The sequence below is a fragment of the Pseudomonas sp. MPFS genome (assembly GCF_022537035.1).
Classification (GTDB): Bacteria; Pseudomonadota; Gammaproteobacteria; order Pseudomonadales; family Pseudomonadaceae; genus Aquipseudomonas; species Aquipseudomonas sessilinigenes.
The window spans coordinates 4,678,844-4,698,223 of the sequence record NZ_CP066123.1 but is presented as its reverse complement, the minus strand read 5'-3'; the positions used below and the strand labels follow the sequence as shown (position 1 = coordinate 4,698,223).

16 protein-coding genes are annotated in these 19,380 nt (G+C 63.3%); 9 read left to right on the top strand and 7 right to left on the bottom strand.

What is annotated here, in order from left to right:
- The first annotated feature begins 40 nt into the window (after positions 1-40).
- Entirely contained in the window at positions 41-1,669 is a 1,629-nt protein-coding gene (locus I9018_RS21535; RefSeq protein WP_241107464.1) for a twin-arginine translocation signal domain-containing protein, read from the top strand.
- 20 nt (positions 1,670-1,689) lie between these two features.
- Here I9018_RS21535 and I9018_RS21530 read toward each other — a convergent pair whose 3' ends face one another.
- From I9018_RS21530 to I9018_RS21510, 5 genes are all read right to left on the bottom strand, one after another.
- Complete coding sequence (locus tag I9018_RS21530) at positions 1,690-2,115, bottom strand: SMI1/KNR4 family protein (RefSeq protein WP_241107463.1); 426 nt, start codon at positions 2,113-2,115, stop codon at positions 1,690-1,692.
- Positions 2,116-2,142: 27 nt separating this feature from the next.
- A complete protein-coding gene (locus I9018_RS21525) occupies positions 2,143-2,442 on the bottom strand; it encodes a DUF3349 domain-containing protein (RefSeq protein WP_124348141.1) in 300 nt (99 codons plus the stop codon).
- Between the two features lie 121 nt (positions 2,443-2,563).
- Positions 2,564-3,973, bottom strand: coding sequence for an efflux transporter outer membrane subunit (locus tag I9018_RS21520; RefSeq protein WP_241107462.1), 1,410 nt, complete (start codon positions 3,971-3,973; stop codon positions 2,564-2,566).
- A gap of 7 nt (positions 3,974-3,980) precedes the next feature.
- Positions 3,981-5,954, bottom strand: a complete 1,974-nt coding sequence (locus I9018_RS21515) for a MacB family efflux pump subunit (RefSeq protein ID WP_124348139.1) — start codon at positions 5,952-5,954, stop codon at positions 3,981-3,983.
- Positions 5,955-7,127 carry an efflux RND transporter periplasmic adaptor subunit gene (locus I9018_RS21510; RefSeq protein ID WP_241107461.1) on the bottom strand — a complete coding sequence of 391 codons (1,173 nt, stop codon included), beginning with the start codon at positions 7,125-7,127 and terminating at the stop codon, positions 5,955-5,957.
- A 321-nt stretch (positions 7,128-7,448) separates the two neighbouring features.
- Here I9018_RS21510 and I9018_RS21505 point away from each other — a divergent pair, with 321 nt between their 5' ends.
- The 5 genes from I9018_RS21505 (at position 7,449) to I9018_RS21485 (ending at position 14,289) form a co-directional block, all read left to right on the top strand.
- Positions 7,449-7,931, top strand: coding sequence for a sigma-70 family RNA polymerase sigma factor (locus I9018_RS21505; RefSeq protein WP_277398077.1), 483 nt, complete (start codon positions 7,449-7,451; stop codon positions 7,929-7,931).
- Between the two features lie 149 nt (positions 7,932-8,080).
- Positions 8,081-9,418 carry a SidA/IucD/PvdA family monooxygenase gene (locus I9018_RS21500; RefSeq protein ID WP_241107460.1) on the top strand — a complete coding sequence of 446 codons (1,338 nt, stop codon included), beginning with the start codon at positions 8,081-8,083 and terminating at the stop codon, positions 9,416-9,418.
- A gap of 669 nt (positions 9,419-10,087) precedes the next feature.
- Positions 10,088-12,853 carry a magnesium-translocating P-type ATPase gene (gene mgtA, locus I9018_RS21495; protein WP_241107459.1) on the top strand — a complete coding sequence of 922 codons (2,766 nt, stop codon included), beginning with the start codon at positions 10,088-10,090 and terminating at the stop codon, positions 12,851-12,853.
- Between the two features lie 102 nt (positions 12,854-12,955).
- Positions 12,956-13,672: an MgtC/SapB family protein gene (locus I9018_RS21490; RefSeq protein ID WP_241107458.1), complete on the top strand. Its 717-nt coding sequence runs from the start codon at positions 12,956-12,958 to the stop codon at positions 13,670-13,672.
- 206 nt (positions 13,673-13,878) lie between these two features.
- Positions 13,879-14,289, top strand: coding sequence for a response regulator (locus I9018_RS21485; RefSeq protein ID WP_241107457.1), 411 nt, complete (start codon positions 13,879-13,881; stop codon positions 14,287-14,289).
- Position 14,290: 1 nt separating this feature from the next.
- Here I9018_RS21485 and I9018_RS21480 read toward each other — a convergent pair whose 3' ends face one another.
- Positions 14,291-14,830 (bottom strand): PaaI family thioesterase, encoded by a 540-nt coding sequence (locus tag I9018_RS21480; RefSeq protein WP_241107456.1) that lies wholly within the window; start codon positions 14,828-14,830, stop codon positions 14,291-14,293.
- A gap of 109 nt (positions 14,831-14,939) precedes the next feature.
- Positions 14,940-15,848, bottom strand: coding sequence for a LysR substrate-binding domain-containing protein (locus tag I9018_RS21475; RefSeq protein WP_068582779.1), 909 nt, complete (start codon positions 15,846-15,848; stop codon positions 14,940-14,942).
- A 97-nt stretch (positions 15,849-15,945) separates the two neighbouring features.
- Between I9018_RS21475 and I9018_RS21470 the strand changes: the two genes are divergently transcribed.
- The 3 genes from I9018_RS21470 (at position 15,946) to I9018_RS21460 (ending at position 19,296) form a co-directional block, all read left to right on the top strand.
- Positions 15,946-16,821 (top strand): pirin family protein, encoded by an 876-nt coding sequence (locus I9018_RS21470; protein ID WP_241107455.1) that lies wholly within the window; start codon positions 15,946-15,948, stop codon positions 16,819-16,821.
- A 145-nt stretch (positions 16,822-16,966) separates the two neighbouring features.
- Complete coding sequence (ycaC, locus tag I9018_RS21465; protein WP_022639815.1) at positions 16,967-17,593, top strand: isochorismate family cysteine hydrolase YcaC; 627 nt, start codon at positions 16,967-16,969, stop codon at positions 17,591-17,593.
- A 260-nt stretch (positions 17,594-17,853) separates the two neighbouring features.
- The gene (locus I9018_RS21460; protein WP_241107454.1) at positions 17,854-19,296 is read left to right on the top strand and encodes a mechanosensitive ion channel family protein; all 1,443 of its coding nucleotides are present in this window, start codon (positions 17,854-17,856) and stop codon (positions 19,294-19,296) included.
- Positions 19,297-19,380: the final 84 nt, after the last annotated feature.

Sequence of the window (19,380 nt, the reverse complement as noted above, 5' to 3'; positions counted from 1 at the left end):
TAGCTAGATGCGTGACGCGCCACTGGATAAAGGTAGAGCGATGAGGTTTTCGAGACGAGGATTTTTGACCGGTCTGGCGGTGACGGGGGCGGCTATCCCCGTGGCGATCTATACCCAGAAGGAACTGCTGCGTCAGGATGTTCGCCGTAAGGAAGAGCAGGAAATCACCCCAGGTGAAGCCAAGCTGGAGGTGGCCCAGGATCCAGGGATACGCCTTGCCGATCACTTGCGAGGTATCTGGGATATCGAGTTCCTGGACGCCGATGGCCCTCACGCCCTGCCTCGCCGTGGTTGTGAGCTGTTGCTCGATGCTGGGCCTGCCGGGCGTGGCCTGCGGGGCTTCCTGGGACGTCCTGAAAGTCTGCGTGATGATCAGGGAGAGGCGTTCCTGGTCTTGGGTGACCTGGCCTCGGTGGACGCTGCGAAGCTGCGTTGGCGGCTGTATCCCGATGGACAGATTGCCGGTTCTCCCTCTCATGAGTGCCGGGTAGTGCTCGATGAAGTCTGGGCGAGTTGGGGTAATGCTGGCGCTGGTACCTTGAGTGGTAGTGTGCAGTCCTTGCAGCTTGCTCCCTTGGCTCCCGTACCGGCCGGGCGTTTCGTCGCTCGCAAGCGGCCTTTCCCCGCGGCACGAGAGCAGGCTGGCCTGAGTCCCGCCTTGTTGGCATGGTTGGTCTCTGCACAGCACCGATTGTTTCATCAGCTCTGGCACGCCTCTCGTGATCGCTGGCATACCTTGCCCAAGGAAAAGCGCAACAGCCTGCGCGGGCTTGGTTGGCAGCCGGGGCCGGTGAAGCATGAGCGCGGCGCTCGCGGGCGGCGCAAGCATCGCAATGCCTCAGGTATCGATTTTCTGTTCATGCATCGGCACATGTTGTTGCATGCACGCTCGCTACAACCTGACTTGGTGTCGTGGCGCCAGATACCGCAGCCATCAGCTCGCCTTGAGCAGGATCGACAGGCTTTCATTCGTTACTACGAGAACCGTGATGGCTGCTCGGTGCCCCCTGCCTGGGTATCCGAGGATGATGAAGAGTTCACCCAGTGGCTGCATGGTCTCAAGAGTGATGCGGCCTTCTATGGCAACTTCCAGGTTTGGGAGTCGCAGTACCAGGATCCGGAATATCTGAGTCGCATGACCTTGGGCGAATTTGGTTCCGAGATCGAGCTGGGCATGCATGACTGGCTGCATATGCGCTGGGCGGATGTTGCTCGTGATCCTTCCAATGGTATGCCGGTGATGGAGGCGCGCATGTCCTCGGACTTCGCCGGGCGCTGGTACCTGGCGCCGAATGATTTCCTTGGTGACCCGTTTTCGTCCCACGTCCATCCGGTGTTCTGGAAGTTTCATGGTTGGATCGATGACCGGATCGACGACTGGTTTCGTGCCCACGAACGCTATCACCCGGGTGAAGTACTACGGCGTGAGGTCAATGGCGTGCCTTGGTTCGCGCCGGGGCGTTGGGTGGAGGTAGACGATCCGTGGTTGGGGGCCTCGACCCATGGCTGTGGGCCGCTGGGTAATGCCCCTGGGGAAATGTCGCTGGAGATGGACCAGGAGGTCATGAAGCTGGCGTTGCGGATTGCCCTGAGTCGCGATGAAGAGGTACCGGAGCTGCTCAAGCGCGCCCCGCGGCGGCCCTGGTATGCGCAGCACCTGAAGCTCTGAGGTGCTGGCAGGCAGAGGAGTTAGTTGGCAAGGGCTGTGTCGGCCAGGAAGCTGAACAGTCCTGGGTACCGGGTCTGTTGCCATTGTTCCAGGCCGTGGTCGAAAAACAGCACCTGCTCCAGGCATTGGCCGTTTTCTATCCCGAAGCCGTAGAAGTCGCCGCAGCCATTGTCTGAAAACAGCAAATGGCTGCTGCCGGCGCTGTTGTTTCTACCCAGGTTGAAATCGCTGGCCTGGTCCAGCGAGTACACGATTCCCAAGGCAAAGTAACCGCCGCCACATACCTTGAGGAAATGCCGGTATTGAGCAGGGAGGCGCAGCGCCATGGCCTTTTCAAATTCGATGATTGCAGCTTCGCTGGCGAGACTGTCCGAGGGCAGTTCGAACCAGATGGGGTTGGCCTTGCGCTGGTGGTCCAGCAGTTGCTTGAAGTCGTCGAAATCCATTGGCCGGTCCGTCGATGCGTCGGGTATTCAGTCGTCAGCCAGGAGCTTGGCGACGCCGTGGTGGTGCAGGTGGGTGTTCAGCGATGCGATCGCCTGCGGACTGGGTTTCGCGAGGGTCACGGCCTGGTGGATGTCGTTCAGCACGAGTGCGGGGTCCCGCTGGGTCAGCTGCGCAACGACTTGCGCCAGGTTGCGATCTGAAAAGTGTTCATACAGGACGGCCAGCAGGGCGTGGTAGTCGGAGGGCGCGACACCGTCCGGGAAGGCTTCTTTCAGCGCTGATACGGCTTCTGCCAATGGCTCGTCCAGCTCGGTTCTGAGGGGCATCGGGTGCTCTTCCTGGGAGGGGTGGCGAACCGTCGATTCTAGGCGAACAACCGACCGGTTGTCCTGGTGGCTGGCGATGCACAAGGCTTCGCCAGCCGCCCAGCGACTTGCTCCGCAGGACCTAGCGCGTGGCTGGTGTGGATGCCTGCCAACCGCCTCCCAGTGCCTTGTACAGCGCGACGCTCGATTGCAATCGCGACAGACGCAGTTGCACGTTCTGGTCCTGTGCAGCGTAGAGGGTGCGCTGGGTGTCCAGGACCGACAGCAGGTCTGCGGCCCCGGCCTGGTAGCGACTCTGGGCGATATCGAACGCCCGTTGCGCCTGTTCCAGCTCCTCGCTCTGCCATTGCCGTTGCTGGTCCAGGCCACGAATGCTGTTGAGGGCTTTTTCCACATCGGCGAAGCCGTTGATGATCGCCCCGCGATAGGTCTCCAGCAGCTCTTCCTGGCGCGCCGTGGCCCGGTCGCGCTCCGCGCTCAGGCGCCCGGCATTGAAGATCGGTGCCACCAGGCCGGAAGCCAGGTTGTAGAAGGGGTTGCGCAGGACGTCGTCGAATTTGTTGGCGCTCGAGCCCAGCCTTGCCGTCAGGGTCACGGTGGGCAGCATGGCAGCCCGGGCCACACTCACATCGGCCTGGGCTGCCGCGAGCCGGACTTCGGCGCTGGCAATATCCGGGCGGCGGGTCAGCAACTCACTGGGCACCCCGGCATCGATGTCCGGCCAGGTCAGCTCGGCGAAAGGTTGTGCGTTCAGGGCCAGGCTCTGCACTGGCCGGCCGAGCAAGGTGGCGAGGGTGATCAGGGCTTCTTCGGCCTGCTGCTGCACCAGCGGTACCTGGCGTTGCTGGGCTGCCACCAGGCTCTTTTGCTGGGCCAGTTCCAGGGCCGTGGCCGAGCCTGAGTCGTAGCGGGTCTGGACCAGGCGCAGGACGCGCTGGGCGTTGGCCAGGTTGAGCTCGGCGATCCGGGTCTGTTCCCGCAGCGCAAGTAGCTGGGCGTAGTTGTTGGCCACGCCGCTGAGCAGGGTCAGCTCTACCGTTGCCCGGTCGAATTCGCTGGCCTGGGCGCCGAGCACGGCGCTATCGCGGGCCGCGCGTCTGCCACCCCAGAAATCGACTTCATAAGTGGCGCTCAGCCCGGCGTCGAACGTATTCACGGTCCTGTCGCTGCTGGTGCTGTCCTGCTGGTTACTGCCTTTGCCACCCATGCGCTTTTGCCGGCTGGCATTGAAGCTGCCTTCGACCGAGGGCAGGAGCGGGGCGCCGGCCACGATGGCGCTGGCCTGGGCCTGGCGCACTCGGGCCATCGCCGCTGCCAGGTCATGGCTGCCGGTTCGCGCTTCGGCGATCAGGCGGTCCAGTTCCGGGCTGCCAAAACGGGCCCACCAGCGTGGGTCTTGCTGCTGGCCTTCGCGATGGGAGGGGGCCTGCCAGGCCTTTGGTGCTTGCAGGCCGCTATCCGGGTGTGGGGTGGAGCTGCTGCAGGCCGCCAGCAAGACGCTGGCGGCTATCAGGGTCAGGGTGGTCTTCATCGATCGATCATTCACTGGTAAGGGCCGTGACCGGGTCGAGCCGGGCAGCTTTGCGGGCCGGCATGAAGCCGAAGACGACGCCGGTGACCAGGGCGCAGGCGAAGGCGCCGAGTACCGCGGCCAGGGAAAATGCTACCGCCACTTCGCTGAGGATCAGCACGCCGCCGATGATCAGGGCCACGCCGATGCCGGTCAGTCCGCCGACCACCGAGAGCATCACCGCCTCGGTGAGGAACTGGCGCAGGATGTCCCGCTGGCGGGCACCGGTGGCCATGCGAATGCCGATCTCGCGGGTGCGCTCGCGCACGGTCATGAGCATGATGTTCATCACGCCGATACCGCCGACCAGCAGGGAGATGGCGGCGATGGCGCCGAGCATCAGCGACAGGGTGTTCTGGGTCCGGGCCTCGGCCTGGATCATCGCGGCGTTGTTGGTCAGCTCGTAGTCGCGCTTGCCGTGGTGCAGGCGCAGCATGAGCTCATCAATTTCACGCTCGGTTTCCTTGACCCGACTTGCATCGGCCGCGGCGATTGCCACGTATTGCGGATCGCGGCTATCGAACAGGCGAATGCTGGCCGCGGAATAGGGCACAGCGATACGGTCGTCGCTATCGCTGTCGCCGGAACTCGCACCTTTTTCCGCCAATACGCCAACCACTTGGAAGGGCACGTTTTCGATCAGGATGTACTGGCCAATGGGGTTGGCCACATCCTTGAGCAGTTTTTCCCGGACCTTGTGGCCGATGACCGCCACGGCCGCGGCAGAGCGTTCGTCGGCTTCGCTGAAATAGCTGCCTTGGACGACGGGCCAATTGAAGATCGCCGGGAAGTTGGTGTCGTTGCCACCCACGTAGCTCATGTAGTCGGCATTGCCGAAGCGTACCCCGGCTTTTGCGCCATTGACCGCCATGATGCGCTTTACCTGTGGTAGGGCGGCCAAGGCCGCGACGTCATCCAGGGTCACGATGCCCTCTGGGGTTCGGGGGTTGGGCGAGTAGCCGCTCAGGTAGATGATGTTGGAGCCAAAGGCCCCCATCTGCGCCATTACCTGGCGCTTGCTGCCTTCGCCCACCGCCAGCATCACCACCACCGAGGCCACGCCGATGATGATCCCCAGCAGGGTCAGGGCGGTGCGGAAGCGGTTGAGCCACATCACTCGCCAGGCCGCCTGCACCGCTTCCACCAGCTCGCCTTTCCAGGCTCCAGTAGGTTCGCTGCCATCGGCCAGGCGCTGGCGCAGGTCCACGGCCTGCAGGGCGCCGGCGTTGGCGCTGGCTTGCACGCTAGGGTCGGTATCGGCGGTGTCGCTGATGATCTCGCCGTCGCGGATCTCGATGATGCGCTTGGCCCGGGCAGCCACTTCGCGGTCGTGGGTGATGAGGATCACCACGTGGCCCTGGCTGGCCAGTTCGTCCAGCAGGGCCATGACCTCGGCGCCGCTGTGGCTGTCCAGGGCGCCGGTGGGTTCGTCGGCGAGGATGATGTGGCCGCCGTTCATCAGCGCGCGGGCGATGGACACCCGCTGCTGCTGGCCACCTGACAATTGGTGCGGGCGGTTGCCGGTACGGCTGCCCAGGCCCAGGCGCTCCAGCAGGGCGGCAGCGCGGGCGTGGCGTTCGGCGGCCGGGGTGCCGGCATAGATCGCCGGCATCTCGACGTTTTCCTGGGCCGAGCCCGAAGGAATCAGGTGATAACCCTGGAACACGAAGCCGAAGGCCTCCCGGCGTAGCCAGGCCAGTTCGTCACTGTCGAGCCGGGCGACGTTCTCGCCGGCGAACAGGTACTCGCCGGAGGTCGGTCGATCCAGGCAGCCGAGGATGTTCATCAGGGTCGACTTGCCGGAGCCCGAGGCACCGACGATGGCCACGAATTCCCCGGCATGGATCGACAGGTCGATGCCGCGCAGGACATCCACCTGCGGGCTGTCGCCGCCACCATAGGATTTGCGGATGCTGCGCAGGTCGATCAGGGGCGTTTGCATTCAACCTCCGCTGCCGTTGGCAGGGCCGATCAGCAGGTGGTCACCTTCGCTCAAGCCTTCGAGGATCTGCACCCGCAGGCGATCGCTGATGCCGACCCGGACCTTGCGCTCGCTGATGGCGCCGTTGCTGGCCACGACCCGGGCAATCTGCTGGCCGGGAGCATCGCCGTCCTGCAGTGCGGCGATGGGCGCGGTGAGTACGTCCTTGGCCGAGTCGGCGACGAAGAACACCTGGGTGGTCATCTCCGCCATCAGCGCGTTGTCGGAGTTGTCCACATCCAGCAACACGGTGTAGAGCACCACGCGGCCGCTGCCACGCTTGCTGGTGCTGCTGGGGCTGCCCCCGCCCTGGCTGGTTTCATTCAATGGCTTGGGCGGGATCGGCAGGATCTGCCGTACGGTGCTGGTCCAGCGCCGGCCGCCGCCGCTCAGGGTAGTGAAGTAGGCACTCATGCCGGGTTTCACGTGGCCGATGTCGGCCTCCGACACCTCGGCCCAGACCGTCATCGGCGACAGCTTGGCGATCCGCAGGATCAGCGGGGTCTGTTGCTGGGCGTTGAGGGTCTGGCCTTCACGGGCATCCACCGCCACCACGGTGCCGGACATCGGCGCATAGATGCGGGTATAGCCCAGTTCGGCCTGGTCGCTGCGCAACTTGGCCTGGGCCTGGCGGATCTGCGCCTTGTACATGTCGATCCGCGCCTGGGTGGCCTTGAGTTCGGCCTGGGCGGTTTGTACGTCCTCATCGCGGGTCGCACCGCCGGCGGCAAGGTTCTGCTGGCGTTGGTACTTCTGCCGGGCTAACTGGTTCTGGGCGTATTGCTCTTGCAACTGGGCTTGCAGGTTCTCGATGGCGAAGCGGCTGGCATCGAGCTTGGCCTGTTGGGTGGAGGGGTCGATTTCCACCAGCAACTGGCCTTCTTTTACCGCGTCACCGGCTTCCACATGGATCTTGCGGATCTGCCCGGAGGCCTGGGCGCCGACATCCACATAGCGGCGCGGTTGCAAGGTGCCCAGGGCTGTGACGCTGCTTTCGATATCGCCCCGGCGCACTTGCACGGTGCTGAACTGGTCGCGCCCTGACGGAATGAACTTCCAGGCGGCGATGGCGACGATGGGGATCACACAGAGTGCGGCAAGCAGGGCGCGTCGGGAGTTTCGAGGACGTTTCATGCAGGGTTCCGGCCAGAGGTATTGGCCCGTCGGGGCAGTGGGCCGCGTGTTGCGGGCCGGTTGCCGACTGCCGGGCAAATGGCAGGGACGGGAAGCTGTCAGGTAAACGAGAGGCCGCAGGGGGAATTTAACTGCCGACATATGGCGTTACAGCTGCCCGGATAGCGAAATAAACCCACTGCGACTCTGCGGTACTTTAAATCTATATGAGAATTACTATAAATTACGCTGGTTCAAAACTGCCATCATTGAATCACCGGGCCAACCGGCTAACGTCGGTCTCGCTCAAGGAAATAACCGTCATGGGGGCGGTTGGGAGCCATGTTGGAAAGTTACTATCGCGAGCTGATGTGCTTCCTCCATGCCAAGCTGGGTAACCGCCAGGTGGCCGAGGATGTAGTGCACGACGCTTACGTCCGGGTGCTGGAGCGTACGAGCGATACGCCCATCGAGCAGCCGCGGGCGTTTCTCTACCGCACGGCGCTGAACCTGGTGATCGATGGCCATCGGCGCAATGCCTTGCGCCAGTCGGAGCCGCTTGAGGTGCTGGACAACGAAGAGCGCTATTTCAACCCGTCGCCGCAAACCAGCCTGGACCAGGGCCAGCGCCTGGACATGCTGCAGCGGGCCTTGGCGGAACTGCCCCGGCTGTGTCGCGAGAGTTTCCTGCTGCGCAAGCTCGAGGGCATGTCCCACTCGCAGATCGCCGAGCAATTGGGCATTTCCCGCAGCCTGGTGGAAAAACACATCGTCAATGCGATGAAACACTGCCGGGTTCGCCTGCGCCAGTGGGAGGCCCAATAGGCCAAGCGCAGTGCGTCTTATTTAGTTAAATTTTTTTTCACTGTCCTCGTCCCTACTCAACAGACGATCTGCTGACCTTCGCGGGCCAGTCGGGTCACCGTGACACTTTATCCCCCGCGTTGAGGCGGTTTATCCAGAGGACACTGGAAATGACACAGGCAATTGCATCGGCCCACGTTCACGATTTGATCGGTATCGGTTTCGGCCCCTCGAACCTGGCGCTGGCCATTGCGCTGCAAGAGCGCGGGCAGGAGCACGGCCCCCTGGACGCGGTGTTCCTCGACAAGCAGGCGGACTATCGCTGGCATGGCAACACCCTGGTGACCCAGAGCGAGCTGCAGATTTCCTTCCTCAAGGACCTGGTGACCCTGCGCAACCCAACCAGTCCCTATTCCTTCGTCAACTACCTCAAGCACCACGGGCGCCTGGTGGACTTCATCAACCTGGGCACCTTCTATCCGTGCCGCATGGAGTTCAACGATTACCTGCGCTGGGTGGCCGGGCATTTCCAGGAGCACAGTCGCTACGGTGAAGAAGTGCTGGGCATCGAGCCCGTGCTGCATAACCAGCAGGTCGAGGCGCTGCGGGTGATCTCCCGCGACGCCCAGGACGCCGAGCAGGTGCGCACCACTCGTTCGGTGGTGGTCAGCACCGGTGGCACGCCGCGGGTTCCGGAACTGTTCAAGGGGCTCAAGGGCGATGCGCGGGTCTTCCACCATTCCCAGTACCTGGAGCGCATGGCCCAACAGCCTTGCGTCAACGGCAAACCGATGAACATCGCCATCATCGGTGGCGGGCAAAGCGCCGCGGAAGCCTTCATCGATCTCAACGACAGCTTCCCCTCGGTGCAGGCCGACATCATCATGCGTGGCTCGGCCCTCAAGCCGGCCGACGACAGTCCGTTCGTCAACGAAGTGTTCTCCCCGGCCTTCACCGACCTGGTGTTCCAGCAGAACGACAGCGAGCGCGAGCGTCTGGTCAGCGAGTACCAGAACACCAACTACTCGGTGGTGGACATCGACCTGATCGAGCGCATCTACGGGATTTTCTATCGCCAGAAGGTCTCCGGTGTTCCGCGCCATGCGTTCCGCACCCTGACCACCGTCGAGAAGGCCACCGCCACCGACCTGGGCATCGAGCTGATCCTGCGCCATGGCGCCAGTGGCGAGCGTGAGGTGCGCCACTACGACGCCGTGGTCCTGGCTACCGGCTACGAGCGCAACCTGTACCGCGACCTGCTGGCGCCGCTGCAGGCCTACCTGGGTGACTTCGAGGTGGATCGCAACTACCGCCTGATCACTGACGAGCGCTGCAAGGCCGGTGTCTACCTGCAGGGCTTCAGCCAGGCCAGCCACGGCTTGAGTGATACCCTCTTGTCGGTGCTGCCGATCCGCGCCCAGGAGATCGCCGATTCGCTGTACGAGCATGGCAAGACCCGCGGTCACAGCCGCTCGGTTCGCGACATGCTGCTGGCCACCGCCAGCTGATGCGCCGGCCGCTGCCGCAGCCCTGCGGTAGCGGCCGCCGTGGTCATGAAAGCTTCATGTTTTATCCCTTCCTGAACCTGCGCTGAAGAATTTTTCAATTCCCCCCGGCAAGGTTTTTTCCCAGGTTTACTCTATAAAAGGTGCGGCGTAAGCTGCGCGCGTTTTCAATCAATGGAGGCCCAGTGTGGGTACTTGTTCGAGTGACAGGAGTCAGCCGGTCTCGATAACCGGCGCGGTCCCGGCAAGATAACGCGCAGCCTTGATTCCTGCCGTTGTCTCGCCATCCAGCGAGAGGCGGCATTCCGGTCGCGACCTGTTCTGGTCGTCCCGATTTCCCTTCTTGATGACTCCGATCGATGTCCGACCCGGCCTGGTGCTGTGTCGCGGCTGCTTCGACGCGCAGGTTCCACGGACCTGCGGGCCGGTCTTGGGTGGGCGTTCGATGCGCCTTGCACCTGATCCGGCGGTACCTGCCTGTGGTGTTTCCAGTGCCGTCCGTCCAGGGGAACAGCCATGGGATTTACCCGTCAGCATCGCCAGCAACATCGCCCATCCCTGATGGGGCGATTGCCTCGGGCGTGAGCCCGATCCTGCCTTGTTCCATCTCCCTGACTGTTTCGTTTCAACGCGGCCGTTCTTGTGCCAAGCACCGGCCGTGCAGGAGTCATCATGAAGCTCACCCTGTTGAAAGAATTCTTCGCCGGTTTCCTGCGGACCCGGCATTTCGCCCGGCACTTCCGGCGCCTGGCCCTGCTGGAAAGCTTTAGCGACGCCAGTGTCAGTCGCGATGTACCGCCAACCCTGGCGCAAACCCTGGTCGCGGCGGCCAACAGCGACGCGGCGCAACTGCTGGACCAGCTCGGCAGCCATACCGATGGCTTGAGTACCGCGGAAGCCGAGGTCCTGCGTGAGCGCCATGGCCTCAATGAAGTCGAGCACGAGCAGGCGCTGCCCTGGTGGACTCACTTGTGGCATTGCTACAAGAACCCCTTCAACCTGCTGCTGACCCTGCTGGCAGTGATCTCCTGGCTGACCGAGGACATGAAGGCGGCCACGGTGATTTTCTCCATGGTGGTGCTCTCGACCCTGCTGCGCTTCTGGCAGGAGGCCAAGTCGAACAAGGCAGCCGATGCCCTCAAGGCCATGGTCAGCAATACCGCCACCGTGATGCGTCCGGATACGCCGTCCCAGGCCGCGCCAATGCTCGGTCGCCTGTTGGGGGCCGCTGCCGAGGCCAAGGGACCGCAGCGCATCGAGCTGCCCATCAAGCAGCTGGTGCCGGGTGACCTGATCGCGCTCTCGGCCGGCGACATGATTCCCGCCGACTGCCGGGTGCTCAGTGCCAAGGACCTGTTTGTCAGCCAGGCGGCAATGACCGGTGAGTCCATGCCGGTGGAGAAATTCCCGCGCCAGCAGGATGCCGACACCAGCAACCCCCTGGACCTGGACAACATCCTGTTCATGGGCACCAACGTGGTGTCCGGCTCCGCCACGGCGGTGATCCTGACCACCGGCAACAGCACCTATTTCGGCGCCCTGGCCCAGCGGGTCAGTGCCACCGACCGTGCGCCAACTTCGTTCCAGAACGGGGTCAACAAGGTCAGTTGGCTGCTGATCCGCTTCATGTTCGTCATGGCGCCGCTGGTGCTGTTCATCAATGGCTTCACCAAGGGCGACTGGATGGAGGCGCTGCTGTTCGCCCTGTCCATCGCCGTGGGCCTGACCCCGGAAATGCTGCCGATGATCGTCACCTCGACCCTGGCCAAGGGCGCGGTGTTCTTGTCGCGCAAGAAGGTCATCGTCAAGCGCCTGGATGCAATCCAGAATTTCGGCGCCATGGACGTGCTGTGCACCGACAAGACCGGCACCCTGACCCAGGACAAGATTTTCCTGGCGCGCCATGTCGATGTGTGGGGCGAGGAGTCCGACGACGTATTGGAGCTGGCCTACCTCAACAGCTACTACCAGACCGGGCTGAAGAACCTGCTGGACGTGGCGGTGCTCGAACATGTCGAGATCCAGCGTGAACTGGCGGTCGGTACGGCGTTTCACAAGGTCGATGAAATTCCCTTCGACTTCACTCGCCGGCGGATGTCGGTGGTGGTGGCGGAGCAGGGCCAGCCCCATCTGCTGATCTGCAAGGGTGCGGTAGAGGAGGTATTGGCGGTGTGCCGCAATGTGCGTCATGGCGATGCCGAAGAGGCCCTGAGCGATACGCTGCTGGCGCGGATTCGCCAGGTGACCGCCGACCTCAACGAGGAAGGCCTGCGGGTGGTGGCGGTAGCCGCACGGCCCATGCTTGAGGGGCGCGATACCTACAGCCTGGCCGATGAGCGTGAGTTGACCCTGATTGGCTACGTGGCCTTCCTCGATCCGCCCAAGGAAAGCACGGCCCCGGCCCTCAAGGCCCTGGCCGAGCATGGCGTGGCAGTGAAGGTGCTGACCGGCGACAACGAGCTGGTGACCGCCAAGATTTGCCGAGAAGTGGGCCTGGAGCAACAGGGCCTGCTGATGGGCAACGACATCGAGCGCATGAGTGACGAGCAACTGGCCAAGGCGGTGGAAACCACCAATGTCTTCGCCAAGCTGACCCCGACCCACAAGGAGCGCATCGTCCGCCTGCTCAAGGCCAATGGGCACGTGGTGGGGTTCATGGGCGACGGCATCAACGACGCGCCGGCGCTGCGTACCGCCGACATCGGTATTTCCGTGGATAGCGCGGTGGATATCGCCAAGGAAGCGGCGGACATCATCCTCCTGGAAAAGAGCCTGATGGTGCTGGAGGAGGGCGTGCTGGAAGGGCGCCGGACCTTCGCCAACATGCTCAAGTACATCAAGATGACCGCCAGCTCCAACTTCGGCAACGTGTTCTCGGTGCTGGTGGCCAGTGCCTTCATTCCGTTCCTGCCGATGCTGCCCATGCATCTTCTGGTGCAGAACCTGTTGTACGACATCTCGCAGATCGCCATTCCCTTCGATAACGTCGACGACGAGATGCTGAAAAAGCCCCAACGCTGGCAGCCGGCCGATGTCGGGCGCTTCATGGTGTTCTTCGGGCCGATCAGCTCGATCTTCGACATCACCACCTTTGCCCTGATGTGGCATGTGTTCGGCGCCAGCACTCCGGAGCACCAGACGTTGTTCCAATCCGGCTGGTTCGTGGTGGGGCTGCTGACCCAGACCCTGATCGTGCACATGATCCGCACGCCGAAGATACCGTTCCTGCAAAGCCGGGCGGCCATGCCGCTGATGGTGATGACCGGGATCATCATGGCCGTGGGAATCTTCCTGCCGATGGGCCCGCTGGCCCATTACTTCAAGCTGCAGGCCTTGCCACCGCTGTACTTCCTGTTCCTGCCGCTGATCCTCGTGGCCTACATGGCCCTGACCCAGGCGGTGAAGGGTTTCTACGTACGGCGCTTCGGCTGGCAATAGCAGGGCAGCGGCAAGCTACAAGCGGCAAGTTTCAAGTGTGCGGCGCATTGCTTGTAACTTGCCGCTTGTAGCTTGCCGCTTGTAGCCAAGAGGATTTTTTCCATGCAAGCCCTGCACAACATCAACCTGGATTCGCTGATCGATACCCTGGTCAGCCTCAGCGCAGCGTTCATCCTTGGCGGCCTGATCGGTTTCGAGCGCCAGTTCCGCCAGCGCACCGCCGGGTTGCGCACCAACGTGCTGGTGGCGGTGGGGGCGGCGATCTTCGTCGACATGGCCAACCGCCTGGGCGGTGCCGAGGGCGCGGTACGGGTGGTGGCTTATGTGGTCTCGGGCATCGGTTTCCTCGGCGCCGGGGTGATCATGCGCGAGGAGGGCAATGTACGAGGGCTGAATACCGCTGCCACGCTCTGGGCATCGGCGGCGGTAGGGGCCTGTGCCGGTGCCGACCTGATCCTCGAGGCCTTGCTCGGCACCCTGTTCGTGCTGGCGGCCAATACCCTGCTGCGGCCCATCGTCAACAACATCAACCGCCAGCCTCTGGATGTGGTGTCTGCGGAGGTGACCAATATCGTCTATGTGATTGCCCAGCGCTCCAAGCAGAAGGCCGTGTTTGCCCTGCTGGAGGCCGAACTGGCGCGCTGCAACTACCCGGCCAGCGATGTCGATGTGCACGCCTTTGGCAATGAGGAGGTGGAGATCGAAGCGACCCTGGCCACCACCTCGGTGGACGGTGACGAACTGGATGCGCTGGTGGCCCGGCTCTCGGGATCGCCCTTGGTGCAACAGGCCTTCTGGAGCCCCAGCACCACCGAGTGAGTGTAGGTTCGGATCTTTTGTAACATATCCAGACGACGTGGGACCGTGACTCTTCGGCCTGTGCGCAAGGCCGATGGCAGGACCGAGCCGGAGCGGTTTTCAGAACGATCTCATGGCAAGCCCGTGGACGCTTGCTCCAGCCTTCTACCGGTTCAGGAGGACAGGCCGGCCTCGGCCGGTCGCTACTTCGCCACAGGATCAGAAGAATGGCCAACACCACACTGCGCATACTGATTGCCGACAATCAGCATTTTCATCGGCTGCAAATCGAGAGAGCCCTCAACCAGCTGAGTTACTACCGGATCGCCCCCGTGCATCGGCTGGAGGAGTTGCTGACCCTGGTGGAGTACGCCAGCGCCCCGTTCGACCTGGCGATCATCAGCGCGACCTTGAGCGTGCCGGGCGCATTCGACCTGCTGGACTTCTGCATGGACAACCGGCAATTGCACCAGGTGCTGATCTACGACTGCCCGGGCTGGCCCAAGCTGGCCAGCCACCGGCGCCAGAGTCTCCATGTCAGCCATGCCCAGTTGCCGGATCGCGAGGCGCTCGGGCAACTGATGCGGTTGATCGATCCACCCGGGTATCGGGCCCTGGCAGGCCCGAGTCCGAGCTAGTTCAGCCCCTGGGCTGGAGGATCATGCAGGTCGTGCTGCCGGTGGCGTACAGGCGGCCGTCCACGTCATAGATGCGCCCTTCGGCCAGGGCCGTACTGCGGCCCAGGTGTACGATCTTGCCTTCGGCCCGTACCGGGCCGCTGTCTGCGGTCAAGGCCCGCACGTAGCTGATGCGCAAGTCCAGGGTGGTGTAGCCCTGGCCCTTTTGCAGGCGGGTGTGGATCGCACAACCCATGCAGGAGTCCAGCAAGGTCGCGGCGTAGCCGCCATGGACAGTGCCCAGTGGATTGTAGTGGCGTGCATCCGGGGTGCCCTGGAACACGAACAGGCCGCTGGACCATTCGATGGGCACGAAGTCCAGCAAGGTGCCGATAGGCGGCGAGGGAAGCTCACCGTTACCAATACCCTCGAAGAACTCTTGTGGCGTCAGCTCGCTGACCTGGGCCAGGGGCAGGCTGCCAGGGCCGGCGAGGCGGGTGCGCATGGCCAGTTCCTGATCTTGCCATTGGGCTAGCAGGGTGTCGCGTGATGGGCTTTGCATGGCGTTTCCTCGATGGGGTCCTGATGTCTCGAAGAAATATTATGATTGAAATATTTATCTGCACAGGGGCATTTCCGCCATGGACCGGCCATTTCCAGCCGTGTCTTGCTCACGCCATGTCGCTACGGCTGAATTCATCGCCCAGGAAGTCGATCAGGCTGCGCACCGACGGCAGCAGGCCCCGGCGTGAAGGGAAAATGGCATGGACGATCCCGCAGCGTGGCGCCCAGCCGGGCACCAGTTCCCGCAGGCGCCCGGCATCCAGGTCGTCGCGTACCACGACCTTGGGCAAATGAGCGATGCCAATGCCGGCCAGCACCGCATGGCGCAAGGCGATCAGATCGTCGGTGACCATTCGGGGGTGGTGGCGGATCAGCGCCTCGGCGCCCTCCGGACCCAGCAGTTGCCATTGGTAGTCACGCTGCGCCGCGCCCCAATGCAGGCTCGGCAGGCCGCTGAGATCGGCGGGTGAGGGCGGGTTCGAAAAATGCCGGAGTACATCCGGGTGCCCCACCAGGCACTGAGTGCTATTGCCCAGGACCTTCATCACCAGATCGGTATTTTCCAGGGGCGGAAAACGCACCCGCAGGGCGATATCGAACCCCTCGTGGATCAGGTCCACCCGGCGATTGGTGCTCTCGATGAACAATTCCACCAACGGGTACTTGAGCATGAAGCGGGTGAGCATCGGCCCCACCCAGGAGTTCAACAGCGCCGTGGGGCAAGCCACCCGTACCAGGCCTTGGGGTTCGGAACGATTGCGCTCGATGACTTCCGCCGCGCCTTCGGCTTCCACGCGCATGGCCAGGCAACGCTGGTAGTACTCCTGGCCGATCTCGGTCAGCGAGCAGTGCCGGCTGGTGCGCTGGATCAGGCGTACGCCAAGGCGTTCCTCCAGTTGGGCGATACGCCTGCTGAGCTTGGACTTGGGCATGTCCAGGGCCCGCCCGGCGGCGGCGAAACCACGATGCTCCACCACCTGGGTGAAGTAATAGAGCGTATTGAGATCTTCCAACATCGTTCTCCAAATAGAACGCTAAGGGCGATTTTTGCAGTCTAGCGTGGCAAAGGTATCGGTTTTAAGGTGTGTCCATCAGAAAGTTCTGGAGGACCACATGAAAAACATCATCGGTATCTACACCAGTCCAAGGCCTCACTGGGTCGGCGACGGCTTTCCGGTCCGCACATTGTTTTCCTACGACCAGATGGGCCAGCACATCAGCCCATTCCTGTTGCTCGACCATGCCGGTCCCGCGCAGTTCAGCCCTACCGGCGCCCGGCGCGGGGTCGGCCAGCATCCCCATCGCGGTTTCGAAACCGTCACCATCGTCTACGACGGTGAGGTCGAGCACCGCGACTCCACCGGCAGCGGCGGCAAGATCGGCCCCGGCGACGTGCAGTGGATGACCGCCGCCTCGGGGATTCTCCACGAGGAGTTTCATTCGGCCGAGTTCGCCCGGCGCGGCGGCAACCTGGAGATGGTCCAGCTGTGGGTCAACCTGCCGGCCCGGGACAAGCTCGCGGCGCCCGGCTACCAGACCATCCTGGCCAGCGACATCCCGCAGATCCCGTTGCCGGGCAATGCCGGCAGCCTGCGCCTGATCGCTGGCCAGTTCGCTGGTCGCCAGGGGCCGGCCCGGACCTTCACTGCGATCGATGTCTGGGACATCCGCCTGGAGGCCGGCAAGCATCTGGACCTGGAGCTGCACTCGGGACGTAACACGGCATTGGTAGTGTTGCGTGGCACCTTGCTGGTCAACGGCCAGGAACCGGTGCGTGAGGGGCAGCTGGCGCTGTTGGCCCGCGATGGCCAGCAGCTCAGTCTGGAAGCCAACAACGATGCGATTGTGCTGTTGCTCAGCGGCGAACCCATCGACGAGCCCATCGTCGGCCATGGTCCGTTCGTGATGAACAGCGAAGAGGAGATTCATCAGGCCTTCGTCGATTTCCAATCGGGACGCTTCGGCCAGATGGACGCTGACGATCACTGATCGGCAGCGCTTGCGCGACGACCAGGGGCAACTAGGCTCTGCCAGTCGCGCGCTACACCCCGGCGCCCGCCACCTTCGGGTGGTGTGGGCACGGGCTTCACTCAGGCCGGATTGCCCGGCATCGATCATTAGCGAGGACTTCATCATGACTACTGCTTACAAACGCCTGGACAAGGACAACGCTGCCGTTCTGCTGGTAGACCATCAGGCCGGCTTGCTGTCGCTGGTGCGCGATATCGACCCCGATCGCTTCAAGAACAACGTCCTGGCCCTGGGCGACCTGGCCAAGTACTTCAAGCTGCCGACCATCCTCACCACCAGTTTCGAAACTGGCCCCAATGGCCCGCTGGTGCCCGAACTGAAGACGCTGTTCCCCGATGCGCCGTACATTGCCCGTCCTGGCCAGATCAATGCCTGGGACAACGAAGATTTCGTCAAGGCGGTCAAGGCCACCGGCAAGAAACAGCTGATCATCGCCGGAGTGGTGACCGAAGTCTGCGTGGCCTTCCCGGCGCTTTCGGCCCTGGAGGAGGGATTCGAGGTATTCGTGGTCACCGATGCCTCCGGCACTTTCAATGAGCTGACCCGCGACTCGGCCTGGAACCGCATGTCCGCCGCCGGCGCCCAACTGATGACCTGGTTCGGCCTGGCCTGCGAGCTGCATCGTGACTGGCGCAACGACATCGAGGGCTTGGGCACCTTGTTCTCCAACCACATCCCCGACTACCGCAACCTGATGACCAGCTACAACACCCTGACCCAGGGCAAGTAAGCCAGTCCTGGTAGCCGCTGCCGAGCCCGCGAGGCTGGCAGCACCCGTCGCTGCGCGGTACCCCGGTTCATCGCGCAGGCAGGTTGGGCGACTCGTGCCGGGCCGTGCGCAGCCTGCGGCAGCGGCTACACCTGATAGGCCCCTGAAGCCGTCGTATCCCGGCGGCTTACCTCTTCCCCTCCATGCCCGGTTTTTGCGGCTATACCTGCTGCAAGCCCTTTCGTGCGATCTTGCCGTCCTCGTCTTGCCGGAGCGCCTCGATGTTTTCCCTGTTCACCGACCATCCGTTGTTGGCCGCGCTGTTCCTGCTGTTCCTGGATATCGTGCTGTGGCGAGTGATAGGCGCCCGCGGCGAGTACTGGAAGCTGGCGGTACGGGTCCTGATCTTCTGCCTCTACAGCCTGATGTTGTTCAACCAGGGCATGAACCCTTTGCAGGCCGCGCCCTGGCCGGACGACATACCGTTGCACCTGGCCGCGACCGGCCTGGAGATTGGCTGGTGGCTGTTCGGCGCACGGACCCTGACGGTGCTGCTGGGGACCCTGATGATGCAGCAGGTCGGCCATACCGGACGCTTGCTGCAGGACCTGATGGGGGCGGTGATTTTCCTGATCGCCATCATCGCGGCCCTGGCCTATGTGCTGGAGTTGCCGGTCAAGGGGGTGCTGGCCACCTCCGGGGCGCTGGCGATCATCGTCGGCCTGGCGCTGCAGAGCACCCTCAGCGACTTGTTTTCCGGGATCGTGCTCAACACCACCAAGCCCTACCAGATCGATGACTGGATCGCCATCGACGGCACCGAAGGGCGGGTGGTGGACATCGACTGGCGCGCGACCCGGCTGCAGACCTCCCAGGGCAGCATGGTGGTGATTCCCAACTCCCTGGCCTCCAAGGCCAAGATCACCAATTTCAGCCGGCCCAGCGATGTCCACGGACTGTCGGTGAGCTTGCAGGTCAGCCCCCATGCCCGCCCGCAGAAAGTGATCGAGGCCCTGGAGCGGGCGACCCTGGGTTGCCGCTTCCTGCTCGCCAGTCCGGCTGCCAGCGTGGCCATGAAAAGCACCAGCAGCAGTGGCGCGGAATACGAGATCAGCGGTTTCGTCGCCAGCATGGGGCAGAAGCGTGAAGTGCGTAACCAACTGTTCGACCTGGCGTTCCGTCATCTGCAGGCCAGTGGCGTCAGATTGTTGTCCAGTACCGAAACCAGCCAGCCGGTGGCCTTGTCCCGGCCCCGGGCATTGCTGGATACCTCGAGCATCTTCTCCACCCTGCGCCAGGAGGAGAAGGACACCTTCAGCCAGAACATGCAATTGCAGACCTTTCGCTCCGGCGAGACCATCTTGCCGGCCGGCGAGGTCAGCGATCATCTGTTCATCATCGAGTCCGGGGTGGTGTCGGTGACCATGCAGCGCGAAGGCCAGCCGTTCGAGGCCGGGCGCATGGGGCCGGGCGAGGTGATCGGCGAGGCCGGGGTGGTGTCCGAGGAGGCGACCCTGGCGCAGTTCTCGGCCAAGACTTTCTGCAGCCTGTATCGCATCGACAATGAATTCCTCAAGCCGTGCCTGGATGCCCGCCACGATATCAACGACGCCATGAAGAACCTGCTGGATTTCCGCCGGCATATGGCCCAGAGCCTGACCCAGGCACTGCCCAAGCCAGTGGCCAGGAAAGGCTTCATGCAATGGCTGCGTAGCCGCACCTGAGGCACGCCGACCGACCATTTCGCAGCCGCGTCAATCCCTGTAACCGCTGCCGAGCTGGCGAGGCAGCGCCTGCCGGTACGCGCT

Bases quoted from the DNA above. Each gene is read 5' to 3' on its own strand.
- I9018_RS21535 (WP_241107464.1), top strand. From the start codon at position 41: ATGAGGTTTTCGAGACGAGGATTTTTGACCGGTCTGGCGGTGACGGGG.
- I9018_RS21530 (WP_241107463.1), bottom strand. From the start codon at position 2,115: ATGGATTTCGACGACTTCAAGCAACTGCTGGACCACCAGCGCAAGGCC.
- I9018_RS21525 (WP_124348141.1), bottom strand. From the start codon at position 2,442: ATGCCCCTCAGAACCGAGCTGGACGAGCCATTGGCAGAAGCCGTATCA.
- I9018_RS21520 (WP_241107462.1), bottom strand. From the start codon at position 3,973: ATGAAGACCACCCTGACCCTGATAGCCGCCAGCGTCTTGCTGGCGGCC.
- I9018_RS21515 (WP_124348139.1), bottom strand. From the start codon at position 5,954: ATGCAAACGCCCCTGATCGACCTGCGCAGCATCCGCAAATCCTATGGT.
- I9018_RS21510 (WP_241107461.1), bottom strand. From the start codon at position 7,127: ATGAAACGTCCTCGAAACTCCCGACGCGCCCTGCTTGCCGCACTCTGT.
- I9018_RS21505 (WP_277398077.1), top strand. From the start codon at position 7,449: ATGTTGGAAAGTTACTATCGCGAGCTGATGTGCTTCCTCCATGCCAAG.
- I9018_RS21500 (WP_241107460.1), top strand. From the start codon at position 8,081: ATGACACAGGCAATTGCATCGGCCCACGTTCACGATTTGATCGGTATC.
- mgtA (WP_241107459.1), top strand. From the start codon at position 10,088: ATGAAGCTCACCCTGTTGAAAGAATTCTTCGCCGGTTTCCTGCGGACC.
- I9018_RS21490 (WP_241107458.1), top strand. From the start codon at position 12,956: ATGCAAGCCCTGCACAACATCAACCTGGATTCGCTGATCGATACCCTG.
- I9018_RS21485 (WP_241107457.1), top strand. From the start codon at position 13,879: ATGGCCAACACCACACTGCGCATACTGATTGCCGACAATCAGCATTTT.
- I9018_RS21480 (WP_241107456.1), bottom strand. From the start codon at position 14,830: ATGCAAAGCCCATCACGCGACACCCTGCTAGCCCAATGGCAAGATCAG.
- I9018_RS21475 (WP_068582779.1), bottom strand. From the start codon at position 15,848: ATGTTGGAAGATCTCAATACGCTCTATTACTTCACCCAGGTGGTGGAG.
- I9018_RS21470 (WP_241107455.1), top strand. From the start codon at position 15,946: ATGAAAAACATCATCGGTATCTACACCAGTCCAAGGCCTCACTGGGTC.
- ycaC (WP_022639815.1), top strand. From the start codon at position 16,967: ATGACTACTGCTTACAAACGCCTGGACAAGGACAACGCTGCCGTTCTG.
- I9018_RS21460 (WP_241107454.1), top strand. From the start codon at position 17,854: ATGTTTTCCCTGTTCACCGACCATCCGTTGTTGGCCGCGCTGTTCCTG.